The sequence below is a fragment of the Xanthomonas bonasiae genome, assembly GCF_014836395.1.
Classification (GTDB): domain Bacteria; phylum Pseudomonadota; class Gammaproteobacteria; order Xanthomonadales; family Xanthomonadaceae; genus Xanthomonas_A; species Xanthomonas_A bonasiae.
Genome location: NZ_JACSQX010000007.1, coordinates 21,150 through 43,455 on the forward strand (window position 1 = coordinate 21,150; position 22,306 = coordinate 43,455).

General features: G+C 70.8%; 20 protein-coding genes. 8 read left to right on the forward strand and 12 right to left on the reverse strand.

Annotated elements, in window-relative coordinates; all coding sequences use genetic code 11:
• The first annotated feature begins 17 nt into the window (after window positions 1-17).
• The 3 genes from H9658_RS12315 (at window position 18) to H9658_RS12325 (ending at window position 2,770) form a co-directional block, all read left to right on the forward strand.
• Entirely contained in the window at window positions 18-1,511 is a 1,494-nt protein-coding gene (locus tag H9658_RS12315) for a CoA-acylating methylmalonate-semialdehyde dehydrogenase (protein WP_191825561.1), read from the forward strand.
• Between the two features lie 151 nt (window positions 1,512-1,662).
• A complete protein-coding gene (locus H9658_RS12320; protein WP_191825562.1) occupies window positions 1,663-2,022 on the forward strand; it encodes an immunity 22 family protein in 360 nt (119 codons plus the stop codon).
• Between the two features lie 433 nt (window positions 2,023-2,455).
• Window positions 2,456-2,770, forward strand: coding sequence for an EthD family reductase (locus H9658_RS12325; protein ID WP_179565732.1), 315 nt, complete (start codon window positions 2,456-2,458; stop codon window positions 2,768-2,770).
• 189 nt (window positions 2,771-2,959) lie between these two features.
• Here the strand turns inward: H9658_RS12325 and H9658_RS12330 are convergent, their stop codons facing one another.
• Together H9658_RS12330 and H9658_RS12335 are read right to left on the reverse strand one after the other, a co-directional pair.
• The gene (locus H9658_RS12330) at window positions 2,960-3,355 is read right to left on the reverse strand and encodes a ribosomal maturation YjgA family protein (protein WP_191825563.1); all 396 of its coding nucleotides are present in this window, start codon (window positions 3,353-3,355) and stop codon (window positions 2,960-2,962) included.
• 78 nt (window positions 3,356-3,433) lie between these two features.
• Complete coding sequence (locus tag H9658_RS12335) at window positions 3,434-3,763, reverse strand: hypothetical protein (protein WP_191825564.1); 330 nt, start codon at window positions 3,761-3,763, stop codon at window positions 3,434-3,436.
• 157 nt (window positions 3,764-3,920) lie between these two features.
• Between H9658_RS12335 and H9658_RS12340 the strand changes: the two genes are divergently transcribed.
• The gene (locus H9658_RS12340; RefSeq protein WP_191825565.1) at window positions 3,921-4,802 is read left to right on the forward strand and encodes a ParB N-terminal domain-containing protein; all 882 of its coding nucleotides are present in this window, start codon (window positions 3,921-3,923) and stop codon (window positions 4,800-4,802) included.
• Window positions 4,803-4,861: 59 nt separating this feature from the next.
• Here the strand turns inward: H9658_RS12340 and H9658_RS12345 are convergent, their stop codons facing one another.
• A complete protein-coding gene (locus H9658_RS12345; RefSeq protein WP_179565742.1) occupies window positions 4,862-5,242 on the reverse strand; it encodes a VOC family protein in 381 nt (126 codons plus the stop codon).
• Window positions 5,243-5,486: 244 nt separating this feature from the next.
• Here H9658_RS12345 and H9658_RS12350 point away from each other — a divergent pair, with 244 nt between their 5' ends.
• From H9658_RS12350 to H9658_RS12360, 3 genes are all read left to right on the forward strand, one after another.
• Complete coding sequence (locus H9658_RS12350; protein ID WP_179567902.1) at window positions 5,487-6,728, forward strand: DUF445 domain-containing protein; 1,242 nt, start codon at window positions 5,487-5,489, stop codon at window positions 6,726-6,728.
• 180 nt (window positions 6,729-6,908) lie between these two features.
• Window positions 6,909-10,991, forward strand: a complete 4,083-nt coding sequence (locus tag H9658_RS12355; RefSeq protein WP_191825566.1) for a CHASE domain-containing protein — start codon at window positions 6,909-6,911, stop codon at window positions 10,989-10,991.
• Between the two features lie 55 nt (window positions 10,992-11,046).
• Complete coding sequence (locus tag H9658_RS12360) at window positions 11,047-12,090, forward strand: HD domain-containing phosphohydrolase (RefSeq protein ID WP_179565746.1); 1,044 nt, start codon at window positions 11,047-11,049, stop codon at window positions 12,088-12,090.
• Between the two features lie 105 nt (window positions 12,091-12,195).
• On the opposite strand, the gene rlmKL is transcribed toward H9658_RS12360, so the two are convergent.
• From rlmKL to H9658_RS12385, 5 genes are all read right to left on the reverse strand, one after another.
• The gene (rlmKL, locus tag H9658_RS12365) at window positions 12,196-14,376 is read right to left on the reverse strand and encodes a bifunctional 23S rRNA (guanine(2069)-N(7))-methyltransferase RlmK/23S rRNA (guanine(2445)-N(2))-methyltransferase RlmL (protein ID WP_191825567.1); all 2,181 of its coding nucleotides are present in this window, start codon (window positions 14,374-14,376) and stop codon (window positions 12,196-12,198) included.
• A 202-nt stretch (window positions 14,377-14,578) separates the two neighbouring features.
• The gene (locus tag H9658_RS12370; protein ID WP_191825568.1) at window positions 14,579-16,192 is read right to left on the reverse strand and encodes an ATP-binding cassette domain-containing protein; all 1,614 of its coding nucleotides are present in this window, start codon (window positions 16,190-16,192) and stop codon (window positions 14,579-14,581) included.
• Between the two features lie 165 nt (window positions 16,193-16,357).
• Window positions 16,358-16,867, reverse strand: coding sequence for a GNAT family N-acetyltransferase (locus H9658_RS12375; RefSeq protein WP_191825569.1), 510 nt, complete (start codon window positions 16,865-16,867; stop codon window positions 16,358-16,360).
• Window positions 16,868-16,910: 43 nt separating this feature from the next.
• On the reverse strand, window positions 16,911-17,438 hold the full coding sequence (locus H9658_RS12380; RefSeq protein ID WP_191825570.1) for an alpha/beta fold hydrolase: 528 nt from the start codon (window positions 17,436-17,438) through the stop codon (window positions 16,911-16,913).
• Window positions 17,435-17,926, reverse strand: coding sequence for an MOSC domain-containing protein (locus H9658_RS12385; protein ID WP_191825571.1), 492 nt, complete (start codon window positions 17,924-17,926; stop codon window positions 17,435-17,437). Before H9658_RS12385 ends, H9658_RS12380 begins: the two co-directional genes overlap by 4 nt.
• 22 nt (window positions 17,927-17,948) lie before the next feature.
• On the opposite strand from H9658_RS12385, the gene H9658_RS12390 reads away from it, so the two are divergent.
• On the forward strand, window positions 17,949-18,542 hold the full coding sequence (locus H9658_RS12390; RefSeq protein WP_191825572.1) for an N-acetylmuramoyl-L-alanine amidase: 594 nt from the start codon (window positions 17,949-17,951) through the stop codon (window positions 18,540-18,542).
• A 125-nt stretch (window positions 18,543-18,667) separates the two neighbouring features.
• Here the strand turns inward: H9658_RS12390 and H9658_RS12395 are convergent, their stop codons facing one another.
• From H9658_RS12395 to H9658_RS12410, 4 genes are all read right to left on the reverse strand, one after another.
• On the reverse strand, window positions 18,668-19,600 hold the full coding sequence (locus tag H9658_RS12395) for a DUF1684 domain-containing protein (protein WP_191825573.1): 933 nt from the start codon (window positions 19,598-19,600) through the stop codon (window positions 18,668-18,670).
• 76 nt (window positions 19,601-19,676) lie between these two features.
• Window positions 19,677-20,558 carry a sulfurtransferase gene (locus tag H9658_RS12400; protein ID WP_191825574.1) on the reverse strand — a complete coding sequence of 294 codons (882 nt, stop codon included), beginning with the start codon at window positions 20,556-20,558 and terminating at the stop codon, window positions 19,677-19,679.
• Window positions 20,555-21,355, reverse strand: a complete 801-nt coding sequence (locus H9658_RS12405) for an NUDIX hydrolase (RefSeq protein ID WP_179565764.1) — start codon at window positions 21,353-21,355, stop codon at window positions 20,555-20,557. Before H9658_RS12405 ends, H9658_RS12400 begins: the two co-directional genes overlap by 4 nt.
• 116 nt (window positions 21,356-21,471) lie before the next feature.
• On the reverse strand, window positions 21,472-22,173 hold the full coding sequence (locus tag H9658_RS12410) for an FKBP-type peptidyl-prolyl cis-trans isomerase N-terminal domain-containing protein (protein ID WP_145707454.1): 702 nt from the start codon (window positions 22,171-22,173) through the stop codon (window positions 21,472-21,474).
• Window positions 22,174-22,306 lie beyond the last annotated feature (133 nt).

Below are 22,306 nucleotides of genomic sequence, written 5' to 3' on the forward strand. Positions count from 1 at the left end.
TTCGAGGAACACCGACCATGACCGACTCCCTGTCCCACTACATCGGCGGCCGCCGCGTCGATTTCCGCGGCGGCGACTACGCCGAGGTGTTCGACCCGGCCAGCGGCGCGGTGGCGCGGCGCGTGCCGCTGGGCGGCACGCATGCGGTCGACATGGCGGTCACCGCCGCCGCGCAGGCGTTCCCGGCCTGGGCGGCGACCCCGCCGCTGCAGCGCGCGCGGGTGATGTTCCGCTTCCGCGAACTGCTCGAACGGCATGCCGACACCCTCGCCCGCTGCATCAGCGCCGAACACGGCAAGGTGGTGTCCGACGCGCGCGGCGAGGTCACCCGCGGCATGGAGGTGGTGGAATTCGCCTGCGGCATCCCGCACCTGCTCAAGGGCGAGCACTCGGTCGATGTCGGCCGCGGCGTGGATTCGTGGAGCGAGTACGCGCCACTGGGCGTGGTCGCCGGCGTCACCCCGTTCAACTTCCCGGCGATGGTGCCGCTGTGGATGCTGCCGGTGGCGTTGGCCTGCGGCAACAGCTTCGTGCTCAAGCCGTCCGAGCGCGATCCGTCCGCCTCGCTGCTGCTGGCCGACTGGCTGCACGAGGCCGGCCTGCCGGACGGCGTCTTCAACGTGGTGCACGGCGCCAAACCGGCGGTGGACGCGCTGCTCGCGCACCCGCAGGTGCAGGCGCTGAGCTTCGTCGGCTCCACCCCGGTCGCGGCCGACCTGTATGCGCGCGGCAGCGCGCTGGGCAAGCGCGTGCAGGCGCTGGGCGGGGCCAAGAACCACCTGGTGGTGCTGCCCGACGCCGACCTGGACGACGTCGTGTCCGCCCTGCTCGGCGCCGGCTACGGGTCGGCCGGCGAACGCTGCATGGCGATCTCGGTGGCGGTGTGCGTGGGCGATGCGGTGGCCGATGCGCTGGTCGCCAGGCTGGCGCCGCGCGTGGCCGCGCTGCGCCTGGGCGCCGGCGCCGACGAACCGGACATGGGCCCGCTGATCAGCGCCGCGCATCGCGAACGCGTGCGCGGCTACATCGACAGCGGCGTGGCCGATGGCGCCACGCTGGTGGTCGACGGCCGCGCCGCGCAAACGCCGACGGCGGCCGCTGGCTTCTTCCTCGGCGGCAGCCTGTTCGACCACGTGCGTGCCGACATGCGCATCTACCGCGAAGAGATCTTCGGCCCGGTGCTGTGCGTGGTGCGCGTGGCTGATGCCGAGGCCGCGCTGCACCTGATCGACGCGCACGAATACGGCAACGGCGCGGCGGTGTTCACCCGCGACGGCGGCGCGGCGCGCGCCTTCGCCCGGCGCGTGCAGGCCGGCATGGTCGGGATCAACGTGCCGATCCCGGTGCCGATGGCGTTCCACAGCTTCGGCGGCTGGAAACGCTCGCTGTTCGGCCCGCTGCACGTGCATGGCCCCGACGGCGTGCGCTTCTACACCCGGCTCAAGACCGTCACCGCACGCTGGCCGGCGGCCGCGCGCGACGCCGAGTTCGCGATGCCGACGATGCGGTAACAGCGCACCCCATGCCGAAGAACTTTTTTGTTCGCGTTGAAGGCGCCGGAATTATCGACGAACGCCATGACGGAATCACCGGGCGCATTCCCCTGCCAGATGGCTGCGCATCGTGCTACGGTCGGATTCGTTCGCCCGCCAAACTGCCCCTATGTCCATCGTTCACGTATTCGTATCCAGTGGCAGATTCGCCACCATGGAAGAATTGCGAGGCTACATCGATCGGACCTACACCGAGGATGGCGACGGCGTAGCGTCGCCATTCATGCGCGAGATCGGGCTGAGCCGTTGCGAACCCGCTTGCATCGAGACGGTCATTTCCGCGTCGGGAAGTCCGGAAGCATTGAACGAACTGCTGTCCGACGCTTCGTACTGGGATCAATGGCGGCACGAAGTGGATGGCACCATCTTGGCTGATGTGGCGATCTGCGTGTTTGCGCCAAACCAGCCGCACCATCCCGCTGGCGCCTCGGTGAGACATATCGGTTCGTTCGACTACGCAGCCACCTGACCATTCGGGCCAGCGCGGTGCCTTGGCCGGATTCGATCCTGCGCGAAATTTTGGGCGAGTCTTCGTTTCGACGACGCGCAGCCGCAAGACGGCATGGCACACATACGACCGTCGAGGCAGATCGCAGGGCCAGGTGATCGCAGCAGCATTCCATCGCTGAAACTGCTGGCCATGAGGCGCAGATGGACCGGTTGGATGCCGCGCTCTACACGAATGGAGACGAACTTTCTTTGCCGATCAATGCCGATGTGGCCCGGCAGCGGCATCCCGATGCATCCATTCGGGCCTGAGCGTCCTGACGCGAGGACGCGACAACGGTGACGGCCGAGACGGCGAATCCCGCAGCGCAGCACGGGCGTACAGTGCGACGGTGTAGCCTGGCGCGACTTACGAAGCATGCCCCCCTTTCCGCCGCAGCCACAGGAGTCGTTCCATGATCAAGGTCAGCGTGATGTACCCGTATACGCCCGGCGCCCGTTTCGACCACGCCTACTACCGCGACACGCACATGCCGCTGCTGCAGGCGCGCATGGGCGCGGCCTGCAAGCGCTACACCGTGGACAAGGGCCTGTCCGGCGGCGCCCCCGGCAGCGATCCGACCTATGTCGGCATGTGCCACATCTTCAGCGACTCGGTGGAAGCGTTCCAGGCCGGCTTCGGCCCGCATGCCGACGAGATCCTCGGCGACATCAAGAACTACACCGACCTGACCCCGGTGATGCAGATCAGCGAGGTGGTGGTCGACTGAGCGCTGCGGCCGCTTCGCGCCGGCGCGGCGGCCCTCCCCTAGCGATCGCCGCTCGGGGGTTCAGGCACTCGTGGAACAGCGCGAGTTCCCTGGGGTTTGCGGCGCATTGCGGCAGGGATGCGTATCCATGCGTTGCGAAGCCGGCAGCCACAGCGTCGGTGATGGTTTTCCGCGGATCCTGGCCCGCGTTCATCGGCGCGTGCAGCGCAGGTCGAGCCATGCGCCGGCGGCGACGCCCACCGCGTAGGCAAGCAGGTCCATCCACACGAACGTGGAACCCAAGGCCAGGTGCCCCACCGTGGTGGCGCGCAGCGCGTCGAGCCAGGGCGCGCGGTACAGCTGCGACGCTTCCACCAGCCAGCATGCGGCCAGCGCCACCACGGCCAACCGCAGCGGCCGCGCGCGGGGCGCCAGCAGCGCCAAGCCGAGGTAGACCATCAACGCCCACAGCGCATCGCCAGGAAACTTGCCCAGCCACGACGGCAGCAGCCAGGGGAACTGCCGCGACGCCAGCCCGGCGGCGATCGTCGCGACGATGGCGGCGATCAAGCACAGACGGCGGCGTGCGGTTGCGGAAACGGGCATAACGAAACGTCGGCGGCCAGGGGCCGCGCATTACAGCAGACCTGGCGTGGCGCTGGCGAAGGCCGCTTGGCGCGACCGCTATGCACCGCCGCTGCGCAGCAGCGCCGCCACGGCGATCAGCACGCCCAGCACCAACATCACCAGCCACCCCCAGCGCTGGTGGAACGGGATCGGCACCGCCTGCAGCTTGCTCTCGGCGCTGGCCTGGTTCAGCAGCCAGCCGTGACGGCACACCGGACACACCAACTGGTACTGCTTTTCGCGCACCCAGCCGAACAGATGGTAAAAGTGCCCATACGAGTAGTGCAAGCGCATCGCAAACGCCTGCTCCTGGTCGCAGTTCCTGCAGAACTCGCGTTCTTCCACGCCACAGGCGACGTTGCGCTCGCCCCAGCCCCACAAGATCATCGTCGCGCCTCCCTCGGCCGGGCCGCGATCCCCCGATCGCCAGGCCGTGCGGATTCTGTGCCCGCTCCGGGGCAGCGTCAACGACGCCTGCTGCCAGGCGCGACCGCGCGCAAGTCTCTACAATGCCGGCCCCCTCGCAACACCGTGCCGCGCCCCGATGAACATCGTCGTCAAAGAAGACCTCAAGGCCTACATCGACCCGCTCACCGCCGACGAGTACGCCGCGCTGGAGCGCAGCCTGCTCGCCGAAGGCTGCCGCGATGCGCTGGTGCTGTGGGGCGAGATCCTGGTCGACGGGCACAACCGCTACGGCATCTGCCAGAAGCACGGATTGCCGTTCCAGACCGTGCAGAACACCCGCTTCCAGTCGCTGCAGGACGTGCACCTGTGGATGATCGACCAGCACCTGGGCCGGCGCAGCGTGTCCGATTTCCAGCGCGGCGTGCTGGCGCTGCGCAAGCGCGAGATCCTGGCCGAGCGCCGCAGCCGCGCAGCCGCGCCGGCCGCAGAATCCGCCGAATCCGCCGAATCCGCCGACGGCGCCGCTGCCGCAGCGAGCGATGCGCACGACGATGCCGCGCCCTGGGCCGATGCGCCGGCCGGCGCAGACGGCGCGAGCGTCGAGGCGATGCCGGCGCCGCTGAGCCGCGCCGAGCTGGCGCGTGCCGCACGGCTCAGCAACAGCCAGGTGCTGCAGATCGAGAAGATCCAGAAGCAGGCCACCGCCGAGGTGGTGGAAGCGGTGAAATCCGGCGCGATCTCGATCAACGCCGCCGCGGCGGTGGCCAGCCTGCCCGAGGACGAACAGCGCGCCGCGGCAATCGCCGGCAAGGACGAACTCAAGCAGGCGGCCAAGCGCGCCCGCGAATCCAAACGCAAACCGCGTGAGACACCGGCCACCGAGCAGGACGGCGATGGCGACGCCATGCGCGGCGACACCGAACTGGCCGCACTGCGCCAGCGCGTGGCCGAGCTGGATGCCGAGAACCAGGCGCTGCGCGAGGAAGTGGCGGCCCTGCGCGCGCGGCTGCAGGGCTGATCGGGGCGCTGCAGCTCGCGCGATCCGGCCCGTTGTGCAGGCCGCGGTGCCGACACGCCTCAGGCGTGCTGGGCCAGCGACAGGGTGTTGCCGTCCGGGTCGCGGAACCAGGCCACCCTGTCGCCGTTCGGCGCGGTCCAGATGCCTTGCGCGTCCTGGCTGTCGGCGAAGAACGGGTAGCGGATGAACGCAACGCCCTTGGCCGCAAGCGCGGCCACATCGGCACCGATATCGGCGCTCTCCCAACCGAACACGGTGTAGTCGGCGGCGACGCGCGCCGGCGGCTTGACGATGCGCAGGTTGATCGGACCGGCCGCGAATTTCAGGGCGAAGCCGTCGAAGCCCTGGCAGCGCAGGCCCAGGATGCCCTCGTAGAAGGCGCGCGCGCGGTCGATGTCGTCGACGGCGATGAAACCGGCGGGGGTGTGATCGGCGAGCATGGCGCGCGTCCGGCAAGTGGCCCGGGGGCGACCCTAGCATGCCGTCCAGCTCCCGCCCATGCCGCGCGACGGCGCCGTGTCGGAGCGGCGCGCTGGGCATGCCGGCGTTGGACGATCGCATTCACGCCGGTGGCGGCCGCTCCGATGAAACCGTCCTAACCGCGCGCTGCGTAAACTCGCCCACATGAGCGCGTCTCCCGAACCGACCATGCCGCCCGATCCGCGCCGCGCACAGCTGCGGCGCATGAAACTACTGGCCGCGCTGTTGCTGCTGGCGATGCTGGCCGGCTTCCTGCTCAGCCACGTCATGGGCATGCACGGCGCCTGGGCCTGGATCGGCGCGTTCTGCGAGGCGGCCACGGTCGGCGCGCTGGCCGACTGGTTCGCGGTGGTGGCGCTGTTCCGCCATCCGCTGGGGCTGCCGATTCCGCACACCGCGATCATCCCGCACGGCAAGGCGCGCATCGCCGACAGCCTGGCGGTGTTCGTGCGCGATCATTTCCTGGAACCGGCGGCGCTGCTGACCAAGCTCAGCGCGTTCGATCCGGCCAAGCGGCTGGGCCAGTGGCTGGCCGAACCGGCGCAGGCCGGCAAGCTGGCCGAGCTGGCGCGCGGCTGGGCGCTGCAGGCCCTGGACCTGCTCGACGAGGCCGCGGTGCGGCGCCGCATCCATGGCTTCGTGGTGGCGCGCCTGCGCGAATGGAACGCGGCCGCGACCGCAGGCGAGATCCTCGGCCTGCTCACCGCCGATGGCCGCCACCAGGCCCTGCTCGACGAAGCGCTGACCCGGCTCGGCCGGCATCTGGACGATGCGACGGTGAAGCAGCGCGTGTCGGCGATGATCGTCAAGTACGCGCGCCGCGAATGGCCCAAGCTGGTCGGCACGGTGGAATGGGTCAAGCCGGTGGAGGGCATCGCCGACACCCTGGCCGAGCGCCTGGCGCATGCGCTGCTGGACGAACTGCAGGACGTGCTGTCGCAACCGCAGCACCCGCTGCGCCAGGACTACGAACGCTGGCTCGGCGGCTACGTGCAACGCCTGCGCAGCGACCCGGCCACCGCCGACAAGCTGCAGGCGATGAAGCAGCGGCTGATCGAGCATCCCGGCGTGCAGGACTACGTGCAAGGCCTGTGGGACCAGATCCACGCCAGCCTGCGCGAGGACCTGTCGCGCAGCGACGGTGTGCTGGTGCAGCATTTGCAGCGCTCGCTGGCCGCGCTCGGCGAATCGCTGTCCCAGGACAGCGCGTTGCGCGACGCGCTCAACCAGCACCTGCTGGGCGGCGCGGAGAAGCTGACCCAGCGCCTGCGCAGCGGCGTCACCGACCACATCGCGCAGACCGTGAAAGGCTGGGACGAACGCCATCTGGTGGAACAACTGGAATTGAGCGTCGGCCGCGACCTGCAGTACATCCGCTTCAACGGCACCCTGGTCGGCGGCCTGATCGGGGTCGCGCTGCACGCAGCCGTCACGCTGATTCCATGAAGGTCGTAGACGGTCGCTCCCGCAATACACCGCGGGGGCTGGTGCGGCCGCAACGATCGCGCTAGCGTGGGATGCGCGGTCGGGGCAGGACCGTCGCTTCAATCGTGAAAGCCATCCCGTACGGACCGGAGGGACGCCGATGCCGGTGCATCGCCAGCGTTCGCCAAAGGAAAGGGGCGCATGTCGAAGAACCGCTGGACACCCGCTGCCGGCCCTGCACGGTCGGCGCTCGGCGCCGCGTTGGCGGTGCTGCTGCTGGGGTTGCTGGCCGCGGCGCTGCTCGCCCGCGGCCTGCACGAGCGCAATCGCCAGCAGGCCAGCGACCGCTTCCAGCAACTGACCACGCACGTCACCGGCGAGCTGCAGCAACGCCTGAATGTCTACGAACACGGCCTGCGCGGCGCGCGCGGCGCGGTCATCGCCGCCGGCGGCGTCCATATCTCGCGCGAGCGCTTCGACCGCTACAGCGCTTCGCGCGAGTACAAGCGCGAATTCCCCGGCGTGCGCGGCTTCGGCTATATCCGCCGGGTGGCGCCGGCCGACGAGGCCGCGTTCCTGCAACAGGCACACAGCGACGGCGCGCCGTCGCTGCAGATCCACCAGCTGACGCCGCACGAGGGCGAACGCTTCGTGATCCTGTATATCCAACCGCGGCGGCTCAACAATCCTGCGCTGGGATTCGACATCGCCTCCGAGCCGGCGCGGCGCGCGGCGGCGATCGCCACCGCGCGCTCCGGCAACCCGACCATCACCGCACCGATCCGCCTGGTGCAGACGCCGGGAGTCGGCAACAGCGGTTTCCTGCTGTTGCTGCCGATCTACCGCGAAGACCTGCCGCTGCAGACCCCGGAGCAACGCTGGCAGGCCACCACCGGCTGGGCCTATGCGCCGCTGAACATCGCCGAAGTGCTGGTGGCCTCGCCCAACCACGCCCACGAGCTGCTGCTGACCCTGGCCGACAGCGAAAACAGCACCCAGCCGTTCTATCGCGGCGACGGCGACGCCCAAGCGCTGGCCACCGGGCTGCGCGCCGAACGCAGCATGCCGATCTACGGCCGCCGCTGGCTGCTCAACGCGCAGGCGACGCCGGGTTTCGTGCGCTCGCTCAACCAGACCTCGCCGCTGCTGGCCGGCGGCCTGGCCGGCGGCATCTCCGTGCTGCTCGCCGCACTGCTGTACCTGTACCTGACCGGCCGCCACCGCCGCGACCTGATCCTGCGCGAGCAAAGCCAGCTGGCCGCGCTGGTCGGCGGCTCCAGCGAAGCGATCGTGGCCGAGGACCCGGATGGCCGCATCACCCACTGGAATCCGGCCGCCGAGCGCATCTTCGGTTACCCCGCGGCGCAGGCCATCGGCCAGCCGTTGCAGGACCTGCTCGGCAACCAGATCCGCGACGCGGCCGGCAACGGCACGCAGGTGCGGGAACTGCGCCATCGCGACGGCCATCGCGTCAGCGTGCTGGCCAGCGCCTCGCCGATCCTGGACAACGACGGCGACATGGTCGGCCACTCGCACCTGCTGCACGACGTGTCCGAACGGGTGCGCGCCGAAGCGCGGGTGCTGGAACTCAATGCCACCCTGGAACAGCAGGTGGCGCAGCGCACCAGCGAACTGGTCACCTATTCGGCGCTGCAGCGCGCGATCCTGGCCAACGCCGGCTACGCGATCGTGGCCACCGACCCGGACGGCACCATCACCCTGTTCAATCCCGCCGCCGAAACCATGCTCGGCTATCCCGCGCACGAGATGATCGGGCGCAAGGCCACCGGCCTGTTCCTGGATCCTGAGCAACTGGCCAGCCGCGCCGAAAGCATGGCCGCGCAATCGGGCATGGCGGTGGCGCCGGCGTTCGAATCGGTGGCCGCGCTGTCCACGCTGGGGCGCAGCGACACCCGCGAATGGACCTACATCAGCAAGGACGGCCGCCCGTTCCCGGTGCTGCTGACGCTGAGCACGCTGCGCGACGACAACGACCAGGTGATCGGCTACCTCGGCATCGCGGTGGACCTGACCGAGCAGAAGCGCCACGAGCGCGAACTGCGCCTGGCGATCGACGCGGCGGAAACCGCCAATCAGTCCAAGAGCGATTTCCTGGCCAACATGAGCCACGAGATCCGCACGCCGATGAATGCGATCCTGGGCATGCTGTACCTGCTGCAGCACAGCGAACTGCCGCAGGCGGCCAAGGAAATGATCCAGAAGAGCGACGCGTCGGCGCGCGCGTTGCTGGAGATCATCAACGACATCCTCGACTTCTCCAAGATCGAATCCGGGCGCATCGACCTGGAATCGGAACCGTTCGACCTGAACCAGTTGCTGGAGAACATCGCCGCGCTGATGACCTCGGCGATCAGCGCCAAGCCGGTGGAGATGATCGTCGAACCGTTGCCGGCCGGCTGCCGCTGGCTGCGCGGCGATGCGCTGCGCCTGAACCAGGTGCTGATCAACCTGGTGGGCAATGCCATCAAGTTCACCGAACAGGGCGAAGTGGCGCTGTCGGTACGCAGCTTCCCCAGCGGCGAACCGGGCAAGATCAAGCTGTTCTTCTCGGTCCGCGACACCGGCATCGGCATCGCGCGCGACAAGCAGAGCCTGATCTTCTCGCCGTTCCTGCAGGCCGACACCTCCACCAGCCGCCGCTACGGCGGCAGCGGCCTGGGCCTGACCATCAGCCGGCGCCTGGTGGAACTGATGGGCGGCCAGCTCGAGGTGCAGAGCACGCCGGGCCGCGGCAGCGATTTCTATTTCGCGATCAGCTTCCCGGTGTTGCCGGCGCCGGCCGCCGAGGTCGAACATCCCGAAGCGCGGCGGGTGCTGATCGCCGACGACCACGACCTGGTGCGCAGCAACCTCAGCAGCATCGCCAGCGGCTTCGGCTGGCAGGTGGAAGCGGTGGCCAACGGCACCGACGCGATCGCCGCGGCCGGCCCGGAACGCGAGGGCTTCGACGTGATCCTGCTCGACTGGCGCATGCCCGACCTGGACGGGCTGCGCGTGGCGCAGCGCATCCGCGCGCAATCGGCGCCGGACCGGCAACCGATCATCGTCATGGTCACCGCCTACGAACGGCGGCTGCTGGAAGAGCAGCACTACGCGCCCAGCGACGTGGACGCGGTGATGACCAAGCCGGTCACCGCCTCGGCGCTGTACCGCACCATCGCCACGCTGCTGGCGCGGCGCCGCGGCGACGGCCCCTCGCCCTTGCTCAGCGGCGACGGCACCCCGCGCCTGGCCGGCGCGCGGCTGCTGGTGGTGGACGACAGCGAGATCAATTGCGAGGTCGCGCAGCGCATCCTCGAAGGCGAAGGCGCGCTGGTGGAACTGGCCCACGACGGCGAGCAGGCACTGCAGCGGCTGCAGCGCGATCCGAGCCGCTTCCACCTGGTGCTGATGGACGTGCAGATGCCGACCCTGGACGGCTACGAGGCCACCCGCCTGCTGCGCGAGGATCCGCGCCTGGCCGGCCTGCCGGTGATCGCACTGACCGCCGGCGCCTACCGCCAGCAACAGGAGCTGGCGCTGTCCAGTGGCATGAACGGCTTCATCGCCAAACCGTTCCAGGTCGAGGAACTGATCGCGATCATCCGCCAGTTCCTGCCGCTGCGCCTGCCGCTGCCGCTGGAGCCGCTGCCGGCCTTCGCCGGAGAGGTCTGGCCCGACGCCGATCCGCAGTTGCTCGACGCCGCGCAGGCGCAGCGCCTGTGGAACGAGCGCGTGCCCTATCAGCGCTACCTGCTGAAACTGCTGCAGGACAACCCCGATCCGGCGGCGACGCTGCAGACCCTGCTGGATGCGCAGGCGCCGGCGGCGGCGATCTCCTACGTGCACAAGCTGCGCGGCTCGGCCGGCTCGCTGGCGTTGCCGGCGCTGGTCGCGGCCAGCGCCGCGCTGGAGGAACGGCTCGGCGATGCGCCGGGCCAGGCCGAGGCCGCGATCGCGGCCTTGGGCACGGCCATGAGCGCCACCGCCACGGCGATCCGGCGCTTCGTGGCCGAGGCCGAGGCGTTGCCCGCGGCGGTGCCGCCGGCCGCCCCCGCCGCGGACGCCGGCGCCGCGGCCGCGGTCCCGCTGCAGCAACGGCTGCAGCACCTGCTGCAGGCCTTGGACAGCGACGACCCCGACCGCGTGGAGCGGGTGCTGCACGACCTGGCGCCCTCGCTGCCCCCGGCGCTGGCGACGGAACTGCGGCAACTGGTGGAGAGTTTTTCCTTCCGCGAGGCCGAAGCTCAAGTCAGGCGCTGGCAGGCCGATGCATCCCCATAGCACTTGCCGCGCCGGCCCTGGAGGCCGCCGCGGGTGAACCCGACAAGGAACCACGATGGTCCAGCCTCCCATCCTGTGCGTAGACGACGAAGCCAGCAACCTGGCGCTGATCCGCCAGATCCTGCGCGAGGACTACGCCCTGGCCTTCGCCAAGAACGGCGCCGAGGCGCTGCGCGCGGTGGTCAAGCACCGCCCGGCACTGATCCTGCTCGACGTCGACCTGCCCGACCTGGACGGCTACACCATCGCCCGCACCCTGAAACAGGACCCGCGCACCGCGGCGATCCCGATCATCTTCGTCACCGGCAAGGACAAGGACGCCGACGAGAGCATCGGCTTCGAGGCCGGCGGCGTGGACTACATCACCAAGCCGTATTCGCCGAGCATCCTGCGCGCGCGGGTGCGCACCCACCTGTCGCTGGTCACCGCCGCCAGCCTGGCCAGCAGCCACCGCGACGCGATCCAGATGCTGGGCATGGCCGGCCACTACAGCGACTCGGACACCGGCACCCACATCTGGCGCATGGCCGCCTATGCGCGCGCACTGGCGATCGCCGCCGGCTGGTCGCGCGAGGACGCCAACCTGCTCGAGCAGGCGGCGCCGATGCACGACACCGGCAAGATCGGCATCCCCGACGCGATCCTGAAGAAGCCGGGGCCGCTGGATGCGGACGAATGGGCGGTGATGAAGCGGCATCCGCAGATCGGCTACGACATTCTCAGCCGCAGCAGCGCGCCGCTGTTCCGGCTCGCCGCCGAGGTCGCGCTGTACCACCACGAGCATTGGGACGGCAGCGGCTACCCGGCCGGCCTGGCCGGCGAACGCATTCCCGAGTCGGCGCGGATCGTGGCCCTGGCCGACGTGTTCGATGCGCTGACCACGCAGCGCCCGTACAAGGACGCATGGCCGCTGGCGAAGGTGATGAACCTGTTCCAGCAGCAGGCCGGCACCCAGTTCGAGCCGCGCCTGGTTGGCCTGTTCACCGAGATCCTGCCGCAGATCCTGCAGATCCAGGACTACTGGAGCGAACGCGAACCGGGCGACGACGTGCCGCACCGCGCCAGCGCGCAGGCCTCGGCGCGGCATCGCGATGGTTGAGCCGCACGCACGCTGTCCGCACCAATGTAGGAGCGGCTTCAGCCGCGACAGAGCCTATCCGTAGAGCCTGTCGCGGCTGAAGCCGCTCCTACAGAGGAACCCATCTCAGCGCCGCTGCAACCGCCAGGCACGATGGATGCGCGGATTGCGCTCGAAATCCGGCGCGATGGTCTGCGCGGTGATCTCCTCGCACGACGCGAAGTCGGCCAGCGCGTCCTCGTCCAGCTTGAAGCGGCGGAAATTGTTGGAGAAGTACAGCACGCCCTCCGGCATCAGCCGCGCCACCGCGGCGCGCAGCAGCCGCACGTGCTCGCGCTGCAGATCGAAATCCTCGGCGCGCGCGGAATTGGAGAAGGTCGGCGGATCGCAGAAGATCACGTCGTAGCGGTTCTTCTCCGCCTCCAGCCAGGTCAGCGCGTCGGCCTGCACCAGCCGGTGCTGGGCACCGCCCTTGCCGTTGAAGCCCAGATTGTCCGCACACCACTGCAGGTAGGTGCCGGACAGGTCCACGCTGGTGGTGGAATCGGCGCCGGCCACCGCCGCCTGCACGCTGGCCACGCCGGTGTAGCAGAACAGGTTGAGGAAGCGCTTGCCGCGCGCCTGCTGCGCCATCGCCCCACGCAGCGGGCGGTGGTCCAGGAACAGGCCGGTGTCCAGATAATCGAACAGGTTCACCCGCAGCAGCGCGTCGTGTTCGCGCACCACCAGGAACTCGCCGCGCTGCTCGAAGCGCCCGTACTTGCTGCCGCCCTTGCCGCGCTCGCGCGACTTCAGCGCCACCCGCTCGGCCGGCACTTCGAACACCTCGCGCGCAGCGGCCAGCAACTCGTTGCGGCGGCGGCGCACGTCGGCATCGGGAATCTCCTCCGGCGCGGCGTATTCCTGCACGTGCAGGTAGGTTCGGGCCTGGCCGCCGTCTTCCTGGTACACGTCGATCGCCGCCGCGTATTCGGGCAGGTCGGCGTCGTAGGCGCGGAAGCAGCTGACCTGTTCGCGCGCGCGCCAGTTCTTGAACTTGCGCAGGTTCTTGCGCAGCCGGTTGGCGACCATCTGCGCGCCGTCGCTGAGCGCGCGCGGCGCCTCGGCCGGCTCGCGCTGCGCGACCGCGATCGGGTCGCAGACGATCAACGGACATTCCAGCGCGCCATTGAACATCTGGTATTTCTTCGCCGCGCGCAGGCCGGTGGCATAGGCCAGATCGGCATTGCCGCACAGCAGGCTGGCGCGCCATTGCGGCACCGCGCGCTTGAGCGCCTCGCCCAGGCGCCGGTACAGCGCGGTGTCGGCAGCCAGGCGCTCGTCGTACGGCGGATTGCACACCACCGTGCCCAGCGCCTGCGCCGGCGTGCGCAGGTCGGCGACATCGCGCACCTCGAACACGATCGCCGCGGCGACCCCGGCCGCCTGCGCGTTCTCGCGCGCGGCGCGGATCGCATGCGGATCGATGTCGCTGCCATGGATCACCGGCCGCAGCGCGGCGCGGCCGGCCGCCTCGCGCTGCCGCGCCTCGGCCAGCAGGGCGCGCCAGGCCTCCTGGTCGAAGCCCAGCCAGCGGCTGGGCGCGGCACTGAATTGCAGCGGGCCGGCGTCGCCGCGGCGTGCGGCGGCCAGATCGCCGCGCAGCAGCCCCGGGGCCACGTCGGCGGCCATCAGCGCGCCTTCGATCAGCAGCGTGCCGCTGCCGCACATCGGATCCAGCAGACCGCCGCCCTGCGCGTACAGCTGCGGCCATTGCCCGCGCAGCAACACCGCCGCGGCCAGGTTCTCCTTCAGCGGCGCGGCGTTCTGCACCTGGCGCCAGCCACGCCGGTGCAGCGAGCCGCCGCCCAGGTCCACCGACAGCGTCGCGCGGCCCTTGCGCAGCGACAGGTTCAGGCGCAGGTCCGGATCCTCCACGTCCACCGACGGCCGCTCCAGGCCTTCGCCGCGCAGCGTGTCCACCACCGCGTCCTTGACCCGCTGCGCGGCATAGCGCGCATGCGTGATCGCGGTGCCGGACACGTGCGCGTCCACCGCCAGGGTGTGCTGCGAGGTCAGGTGCTCGCGCCACGGCAACGCCGCCACGCCGGCATACAGCGCGGTCTCGTCGGGGCAGTCGAACTCGTCCAGCGGCCACAGCACGCGGCTGGCCAGGCGCGACCACAGCACCGCGCGCTGTGCATCGCGCAGCGTGCCTTCGCTATTGACCCCGGACACGGTGGCGGTGGCTTTGGCAACGCCGAGCGCGAGCAGCTCGTCGACGAGCAGGTATTCCAGGCCCTTGGCGCAGGAGACGAAGAATTTCACGGGAATGCGGACCACACGAAGAAGGAGGGATGCGCGGGCGGGCGCCAGGCCCGCCCCGCGCGTATCGCGGCAGCGCGGCCCACGGCGGGCGGGCGGCGGCAACGGACGGGAAGACGCGAATGGTCGGCCATCGCGCCCGCCATTACCAGCCCGGGGCGCGGTGCACGCCCGGCGCTTGGCACCCACGGCGCGCGGCGCGCGCTCACCACGGCGCCAGCCGCCAGCCGTCCGGATCGGCCTGCAGGCGCGCGTCCAGGCGCAGGCCGTCGAGGAACGCGGCATCGTGCGACACCACCAGCAGCGCGCCCGGGTACTGCAACAGCACCTGCCGCAGCGCCTCGCGCGCGTCCAGGTCCAGGTGGTTGTCCGGCTCGTCGAGCAGCAACAACTGCGCCGGCGGATCGCGGTAGAACGCGCAGGCCAGCGTCGCCTTCAGGCGCTCGCCGCCGCTGAGCCGGCCGCTGGGCACGCCGATGCGCTGCGCGTCCAGGCCGAGCTGGGCCAGCCGCGTGCGCAGGTCGGCCACGTCGGCCACCGCATTGGCCGCCTGCAGCTGCGCCAGCGGCGGCTGTGCCGGATCGAGCAGCTGCAGCCCCTGGTCCAGGTAGGCACTGGGCACATGCACCTCGCAGCGTCCGGCCAGCGGCGCCAGTTGGCCGTCCAGCACCCGCAGCAGGGTCGATTTGCCGCTGCCGTTCGGCCCGACCACGCCGATCCGCTGGCGGCCGCCGATGCACAGCTCCAGCGCGGCGCGCGCCGGCGGCGCGTGCGGCAGCCGCAGGCCACGTAGTTCGGCGACCCGGCGCCCGGCCGCCGCAGCCGGCATCGGCGCGAACAAGGCGACCGGCGCCGCGGCCTCGACCGCGTGCGCGGCCTCGCGCACCTGCGCGCACAGCCGTGCGTGCGCGGCGGCCGCTTGCTGCCGGTGCCTGCCGGCGCTGTGTTCGCTGCGCTGCTTCTGCCGGCCGAGCAGGATCGGCGCCTGGTTGGCGTCCTGCGCCTGGCGGCGGCCATGCGCGCTGCGCCGCTGCTGGCGCGCCTGCTGCTCGCGCAGCGCATCGCCCTGGCGCCGGCGCTCGTGTTTGCAGCGTTCCAGCTCGGCCAGCGCCTGCTGTCGCTCCTGCGCCTTGCACTGCGCGTAGAACGCGTAACCGCCGCCATAGTCGCGCAGGCCCAGCGACGACAGTTCCACGATGCGCTGCATGTCCTGCAGCAGCGCGTGATCGTGGCTGACCACCAGCAGCCCGTGCGGCCAACGCCGCAGTTGCTGCTGCAGTTGCCGGCGCTGCTCACGGTCGAGATGGTTGCTCGGTTCGTCCAGGATCAGCACATCGGCGTCGGACAGCCAGGCGCCGAGCAGCGCCACGCGCATCGCCTCGCCGCCGCTGAGCATGGCCGCCGGCCGCTCCGGCGCCAGCTGGCCGAGCCCGTGCAGTTCCAGTTCGGCGCGCAGGCGCTGGGCGATATCCCAGCGCTCGCCGAGCGCGTCGAAGTCGGCCGGATCGGCGCTGCCGGCCTCGATCCGCGCCAGTGCGTCCAGCGCCGGGCGCACTCCGGCCAACGAGGCCACCGTGGCGTCGGCGGCGCGCACGATCTGCTGCGGCAGGTAATGGATGCGGCCGTGGCGCTGGCAGTGCCCGGCGCTCGGCGCCAGCTGGCCGGCGAGCAGGCGCGCGAACACGCTCTTGCCGACGCCGTTGCGGCCGACCAGGCCGGTGCGGCGCGCATCGAGTGCGAAATCGAGATCGGAAAACAGGGTCCTGCCGTCGGGCAGGACATACGACGCGCTGTCCAGCGCGAGCAAGGGATGCGTCATGGGAACTCCACAGATGCCGGTCACGCCCGCCGCAGTCGGCAGGAACGGACAAAGCCGTCGAAGACGGCGGCATCAATGGCGCATCGGCGGAATCCTCGGCTCGCGGATCTGAAGCGCGATGGTAACCCGCGTGTCCGCGGCGCGGCAAAGGCGCGGCGGCGGCGCTCAGCCGCCGGCCAGGAACGCGTCGTGGTATTCGGCTTCCGCCACCGGCGGCAGGCGGTCGCCGAAACCGATCGCCTGGAAGTACCCGGCCGGCACCCCGGGCAACACCAGTCCCGGTTCCGGCGCGAAGCCGAAACGCGCGTAGAACGCAGGCTCGCCGAGCACCACGCAGCCGGCCGCACCCAGCGCCTGCAGCTGCGCCAGCGCCTCGCGCACCAGCCGCGTGCCCAGCCCCTGGCGCTGGTGGCCCGGCCCCACCGACAGCGGCCCCAGCGCGTACCAGCCGCGGCTGCCATCGGAGAGCCGCACCGGCGACACCGCCACATGGCCGACGATGTAGCCGTCGTGCTCGACCACCAGCGACAGAGTCAGCGCGCCGTCCGCGCGCAGCCGTTCGATGATCTGCTGCTCGTCGTGGCGGCTGTGCGCGACACGGAAGAACGCGACCAGGGTCAGCGCCTCGATCGCGGCGTGGTCGGCCTGGGTCTCGGCGCGGATGTTCAGTTCCATCGGGGGCTCCGGTTGATGCGGCCCGCTGCGCGCGACACGCCGCTCACAGCGTTTCCAGCAATTCGGCGAACGCGCGCGCCGAGGTCTCGACGTGGTTGCCCAGGCGGTGCATGTCGTCGACCAGCAGCAACCGCGCCGCGCGCGCCTGCGCCCAGGCGATCACCTCGGCCGCGGGAATCAGTTCGTCGTGCCAGGCGTGCACGATCGAGATCGGCACCGGCGCCGCGTCCAGCGCCGGCATCCAGCCCATCCGCGTCGGCGGCACCATCAGGAACAGGCCGCGCACCGGCACCTGCAGCGACACCTGCGCGGCGATGTAGGCGCCCAGGCTGGAGCCGGCCAGCACCACCGGCCCGCGCTGCGCGGCGGCCTGCGCCAACCCGAGCAGGCGCTGCAGCCGCGCCGGCACGTCGCCGAGCTGGCTGACCTCGCGGCGCGCGTCCAGGTCGGTGAAGTCCGGGCGCTCGTGGCTCCAGCCCAGGCGCTGCGCGACCTCGGCCAATGCCGCGACCTTGATCGCGTCCGGGCCGCTCTCGAAGCCGTGCGCGAGGATGCAGTGGCCGTGGCTCACAGCGCCACCACCGCATCGCCGAGCCGCAGCGTGCCGCCGTGCACGATCCGCGCGCACAGGCCGCCATGGCCGCGCATCGCGTTGTAGCCGCCCGGGCCCAGCGCGTCCTCCATGCGCGAGCACGGATCGCATGGCGCGATGCCTTCCAGCTCGACCTCGCCGATGCGGAAACGGCGCCCTTTCAGCGCGATCAGCGGGATGCCGGAGACGACCAGGTTGCGCCGCAGCGTCGCCGGCGCCACCTGCGCATGGCCGGCCAATGCGGCGATCGCCGGCAGGTGCTCGGCCTGGATCAGGGTCAGCCCGCGCATGCCGTTGCGGCCGGCGTAGCGGTCGCCGAACAGGCCGCCATCGGCGTGCGCGACCGCCTGCGCCACTTCGAGCATCGGCACGTCGCGCGCCGGTCGCAGGCCTATCCAGTCCACGCGTCCGGCGCGCGGCAACGTGGCGAGCAGCGTCGCCAGCGGGCTATCGGGATTCAGAGTCATCGGCGAATGCTAGCATCCGTGCATGTCGCAGACCCCGCCGTTGCCGATCCACGATGCGCCCCTGCCCTACGTCGAACGGCTGCAGGCGCGCACCCTGGATGCGATCGATCTGGCGGTGATCCATTGCACCGAACTGCCCGACCTGGCCAGCGCGCGCGCCTACGGCGAACGCGTGCTGTATCCGTCCGGCACCGGCAACAGCGGCCACTTCTACATCGACCGCGACGGCAGCGTGTACCGCTACGTGCCGCTGCAGCGGGTGGCGCACCACGTGCGCGGCTACAACCCGCGCTCGCTGGGCATCGAACTGGTCAACCGCGGCCGCTATCCGCATTGGCTGGATTCGCGCCACCAGGCGCTGGACGAAGCGTATCCGCCGGCGCAGATCCAGGCGCTGATCGCGTTGCTGCACCAGTTGCGGGCGCAGTTGCCGCAACTGCGCCACATCGCCGGCCACGACGCGCTGGACCGCAGCCGCGAAACCGCCAGCGACGATCCGGCGCGGCAGGTGCAGCGCAAGCTCGATCCCGGCCCGCTGTTTCCGTGGGCGCAGGTATTGGAGGCGGTTGCGCTGGTACCGTATGCGCCCTCGGCGGATGGGCTTGCCGACCGCTGACACCGCCTCCCTGTAGGAGCGGCTTCAGCCGCGACAGGCACCCCGATGGCGCGTGTCGCGGCTGAAGCCGCCCCTACAAAGGCAGCCGCAACGCCGCCGCACGTTCCCGCCCGGGCGCCGCAGGCTCAGCGCGGACCGACGTAGTTCTTCTCGCCTGCGGTCACCGCCAGCTCCAGGCGATTGCCGACCGGCGCCAACGGGCACACCACGTGGACGGTGAACGCGCACGGCGGGTTCTGCGCCAGGTTGAAGTCCAGCACGATGCGCTCGCCCTGCGGCGGCTCCACGAACAGATAGCGCGCGCCGCCATAGCTCTCGCGGCCGCTGGTGCGGTCGGTGAACGGGAAGAACAGCCGCTTGCCGTCGTCGTCGCGCAGCGCCTGCAAGCGGTAGCGGCGGCCGTCCAGGGTGAACTCGGCGCTGCCCGCCAGCGCCAGCGGCTGCGGCGTGCCGATCGAGGTGAGCAGCACGATCGCGCGCGGCAGCGGGGCCGGATGCCAGTCGGCGACCACGCGCCAGCGCGGATCGATCGGGAAATAGTCGATGCCGCGGAAGCTGCCGCGCGCGGCCGCATGCGGATCGCGGAAGCGCCAACCGAACAGGTTGCCGGTGCGCACCACGTAGAACTCCTGCTCGCCCAACGCCAGCCGCGTCTCGCTGCCGTGCGCCGCATCGGTGCCGAGGCGGCCGGCGCGGAACGGTTGCCCGCGCACCGTCGGCGCGGCGCCTTCGGCAGCTTCGAACGACACGCCGGCATCGGCATCGATGCGCAGGCTGCCCAGGTGCGCGGGGCCTGACGGCAGCTGCACGTCGTTGCCTGCGGCACTGCCCACCTGGTGCACGCCGCTGCGCAGCCGGCCGGAACCTGTATAGCTGAGCCAGCCGCCCGGCGCGCGCAGCCGCGCCACGCGTTGCGCGCGACGCTGTTCCACCGCCATCCGGTAGTGCGCGCCGGACTGCGAGCGCGGCGAGGCATCGGCGCCTGCGGCGCGCGGCCGCTCGCCGCAGGCGGCCAGGCTCAGCGCCGCCGTCAGCATCCACATCCCACGCCAGCGCATCGCCTCAGCCTCTGTAGTTGCCACCCATGTCTCCTGCACGCCACGCCGACGCGCCACGGCGCCCCTGCGGTGGCGGCTAGCCGTTGGCGCGCGGCCGCGCCGGATCGGCGATCCAGCCGCTCCACGATCCGGCATACACGCGCGCACCGTGCAGGCCGGCATGCTCCAGCGCCAGCAGCAGATGGCAGGCGGTCACGCCCGACCCGCACATCAGCACCACCTCGCGCGGATCGCGCCCGTGCAGCAGCGGCTCCAGCTCGGCGCGCAGCTCCTGCGGCGGACGCAGGCGCCCATCGCGCAGGTTCTGGCCCAGCGGGCGGTTGATCGCGCCGGGCACGTGCCCGGCGACCGGATCGATCGGTTCGACCTCGCCGCGGAAGCGCTCGCCGGCGCGCGCATCCAGCAGCCAGCCCGGCGCCTCGTGCAGGCGCGCGGCGATTTCCTCGGCCTCGGCGATACGGCCGGCGTCGAAGCGTTGCGGATACGGCGGCTGCGGCGCAGGCGTTGCGGCGGCATCGGTTTCCGGCAGGCCGAGCCGGCGCCATTCGGCCAGGCCGCCGTCGAGCACGGCGACGCGGCGATGCCCGAGCAGGCCCAGCATCCACCACAGCCGCGCCGCGGCCATGCTGCCGTCGCCGGCGTCGTAGACCACCACCTGGGTGTGCGGCGCGATGCCCCAGCGCCCCAGCGTCTGCGCGAACGCATCGGCGTCGGGCAAGGGATGCCGGCCCAGGCCGCGGCGGCCGAGGTCGGACAGATCCGTGTTGAGATCGGCGTACACCGCACCGGGCAGATGCGACTGCGTGTAGGCCTGGCGCGCGAGCTGCGCGGCCTGCGGATCGGCGAGCGCGGCAGCGGCGAAACGCGCATCCACGAGGCGCAGGTCGGGATGACCGAGCGCGGCGGCCAGCGCCGGCGCATCGACCAGGTGTTTCCACTCGGGGAAGGGTTCGCTCATGCGGTTTGCTCCAGTCGTCGGCGCAGGTTGAGCAGGATCGCCGCGGTCGCGCCCCAGATCCGCTGCCCCGGCCAGCCGTATTCCAGCACCACCCGCGGCCGTCCGCGGTAATCGGTCTCGATGCTGCGAAGATTGTCGGGCGCCATCAGGTAGGCCAGCGGCACGTCGAACACGTCCGCCACTTCGTCGGGATGCGGCTGCGGCACGAACGCCGGATCGATCGCGGCCACCACCGGCATCACCCGGAAACCGCTGATGGTCACGAACGGATCGAGGTAGCCCAGCGGTTCCACCTGCGCCGCGGACAGTGCGATTTCTTCCTCGCTCTCGCGGATCGCCGCGGCCACCGCATCGGCGTCGTCGGCTTCGATGCGACCGCCGGGAAAACTGACCTGGCCACCATGGTGGCGCAGGCTGTCGGTACGCCGGGTCAGCAGCACGTGGGTGCCGTCGGCGCGCGGCAGCAGCCCGACCAACACCGCCGCTTCGGCCAGTGCGCCGTCGGGCAGCAGATCATGCAGTTCGTGGTGGTTCCAGCCGGGACCGTCGGGCGGCAGCTGCAGCGGATGCAGCGCGCGCAGCAGCCGCGTGCGCTCGGCCAGGCGCTGGCCCGGCGTCGGCGACCAGCCGCGTGCCGGCAGCACCTCCTGCATGTAGCGCTGGCGCTCGGCGTCGCTCATGCCACGCCAGCGCGCGATCTCGTCGCCGCTGCGCAGGCAGCCCGCGCAGTAGCCCTGCGCGTCGAGCGTGCACAGACCGATGCAGGGCGTGAGCAACGCATGGGGGACGGGATCCATCGGATTCGACACCTGCTCAGACTAGCGCGATTCGCGGGCAGCGGCACTTTCCCCGCCGCAAAAAAAATTGCGCCGGCGTTGCCGCCGGCGCAATCGTCATGCACTGGACAGCGCGCTTACTTGACGCTGATCAGCTTGATCTCGAACTGCACCGCCACGTTCGGCGGGAACGGCGTGCGCGGGTCGGCGCCATAGGCCTTGTCCGGCGGCAGGGTCACTTCCCACTTGGAACCGGCCGGCATCTGCAGCAGCGTGTCGCGCATGGCCTGCATCTCGACTTCGCTGACCTTGATCGACGGGATCTGCTGCGCCGGACGCGCCTGCGCCGGGCGCTGGCCGAACGGGTACGGACCGGCCACTTCCAGCTGCACGGTGCTGGCCTGGGTCGGCTTGGCGCCCTTGCCGGCTTCGATCACGCGGTACTGCACGCCGCTGGGCAGCGTCTGCACGCCGGCCTTGGCCTTGTTCTGCGCGATGAACTGGTCGCTCTTGGTCTTGTTCTCGGCAGCGGCCTTCTCATAGTCGGCCTTGGCCTGCTGGGCACGGGCCTGCTCGCGCTTCTGGAACGCTTCGACGGCCGGCTTCAGCTGGTCGGCGGCGACCGCCGGCTGCTTCTTGGCGTAGGCATCCTGCAAGCCCTTCACCACCGCATTGATATCGAGCTGCTCGCCGCGGCCGGACAGTTCGGCAAGGTTGTTGCCGTAGTCGTAACCGAAGTAATAGCTCAGCTTGCCCTTCTCGGACGAGGTGTCCTGGGCGAACGCATTGCCGCTCAGGGCTAGGGCCGCCACGGCGACCGCAATAGAACGCAACTTCATCAAACAATTCTCCAGGGTGGTGGCACAGGACGGCCTGTGCCGCCTGAGATGACGCGTTAGGATAGCCGCCGCGGCGCATAACCGCTACCGACGACGCAACTCTGACAAACCAGCGCCGCCGGAGTTCCCTTCA

Excerpts from the sequence above, each read along its gene's own strand:
- H9658_RS12315 (WP_191825561.1), top strand. The coding sequence starts at position 18 with ATGACCGACTCCCTGTCCCACTACATCGGCGGCCGCCGCGTCGATTTC.
- H9658_RS12320 (WP_191825562.1), top strand. The coding sequence starts at position 1,663 with ATGTCCATCGTTCACGTATTCGTATCCAGTGGCAGATTCGCCACCATG.
- H9658_RS12325 (WP_179565732.1), top strand. The coding sequence starts at position 2,456 with ATGATCAAGGTCAGCGTGATGTACCCGTATACGCCCGGCGCCCGTTTC.
- H9658_RS12330 (WP_191825563.1), bottom strand. The coding sequence starts at position 3,355 with ATGCCCGTTTCCGCAACCGCACGCCGCCGTCTGTGCTTGATCGCCGCC.
- H9658_RS12335 (WP_191825564.1), bottom strand. The coding sequence starts at position 3,763 with ATGATCTTGTGGGGCTGGGGCGAGCGCAACGTCGCCTGTGGCGTGGAA.
- H9658_RS12340 (WP_191825565.1), top strand. The coding sequence starts at position 3,921 with ATGAACATCGTCGTCAAAGAAGACCTCAAGGCCTACATCGACCCGCTC.
- H9658_RS12345 (WP_179565742.1), bottom strand. The coding sequence starts at position 5,242 with ATGCTCGCCGATCACACCCCCGCCGGTTTCATCGCCGTCGACGACATC.
- H9658_RS12350 (WP_179567902.1), top strand. The coding sequence starts at position 5,487 with ATGAAACTACTGGCCGCGCTGTTGCTGCTGGCGATGCTGGCCGGCTTC.
- H9658_RS12355 (WP_191825566.1), top strand. The coding sequence starts at position 6,909 with ATGTCGAAGAACCGCTGGACACCCGCTGCCGGCCCTGCACGGTCGGCG.
- H9658_RS12360 (WP_179565746.1), top strand. The coding sequence starts at position 11,047 with ATGGTCCAGCCTCCCATCCTGTGCGTAGACGACGAAGCCAGCAACCTG.
- H9658_RS12370 (WP_191825568.1), bottom strand. The coding sequence starts at position 16,192 with ATGACGCATCCCTTGCTCGCGCTGGACAGCGCGTCGTATGTCCTGCCC.
- H9658_RS12375 (WP_191825569.1), bottom strand. The coding sequence starts at position 16,867 with ATGGAACTGAACATCCGCGCCGAGACCCAGGCCGACCACGCCGCGATC.
- H9658_RS12385 (WP_191825571.1), bottom strand. The coding sequence starts at position 17,926 with ATGACTCTGAATCCCGATAGCCCGCTGGCGACGCTGCTCGCCACGTTG.
- H9658_RS12390 (WP_191825572.1), top strand. The coding sequence starts at position 17,949 with ATGTCGCAGACCCCGCCGTTGCCGATCCACGATGCGCCCCTGCCCTAC.
- H9658_RS12395 (WP_191825573.1), bottom strand. The coding sequence starts at position 19,600 with ATGCGCTGGCGTGGGATGTGGATGCTGACGGCGGCGCTGAGCCTGGCC.
- H9658_RS12400 (WP_191825574.1), bottom strand. The coding sequence starts at position 20,558 with ATGAGCGAACCCTTCCCCGAGTGGAAACACCTGGTCGATGCGCCGGCG.
- H9658_RS12405 (WP_179565764.1), bottom strand. The coding sequence starts at position 21,355 with ATGGATCCCGTCCCCCATGCGTTGCTCACGCCCTGCATCGGTCTGTGC.
- H9658_RS12410 (WP_145707454.1), bottom strand. The coding sequence starts at position 22,173 with ATGAAGTTGCGTTCTATTGCGGTCGCCGTGGCGGCCCTAGCCCTGAGC.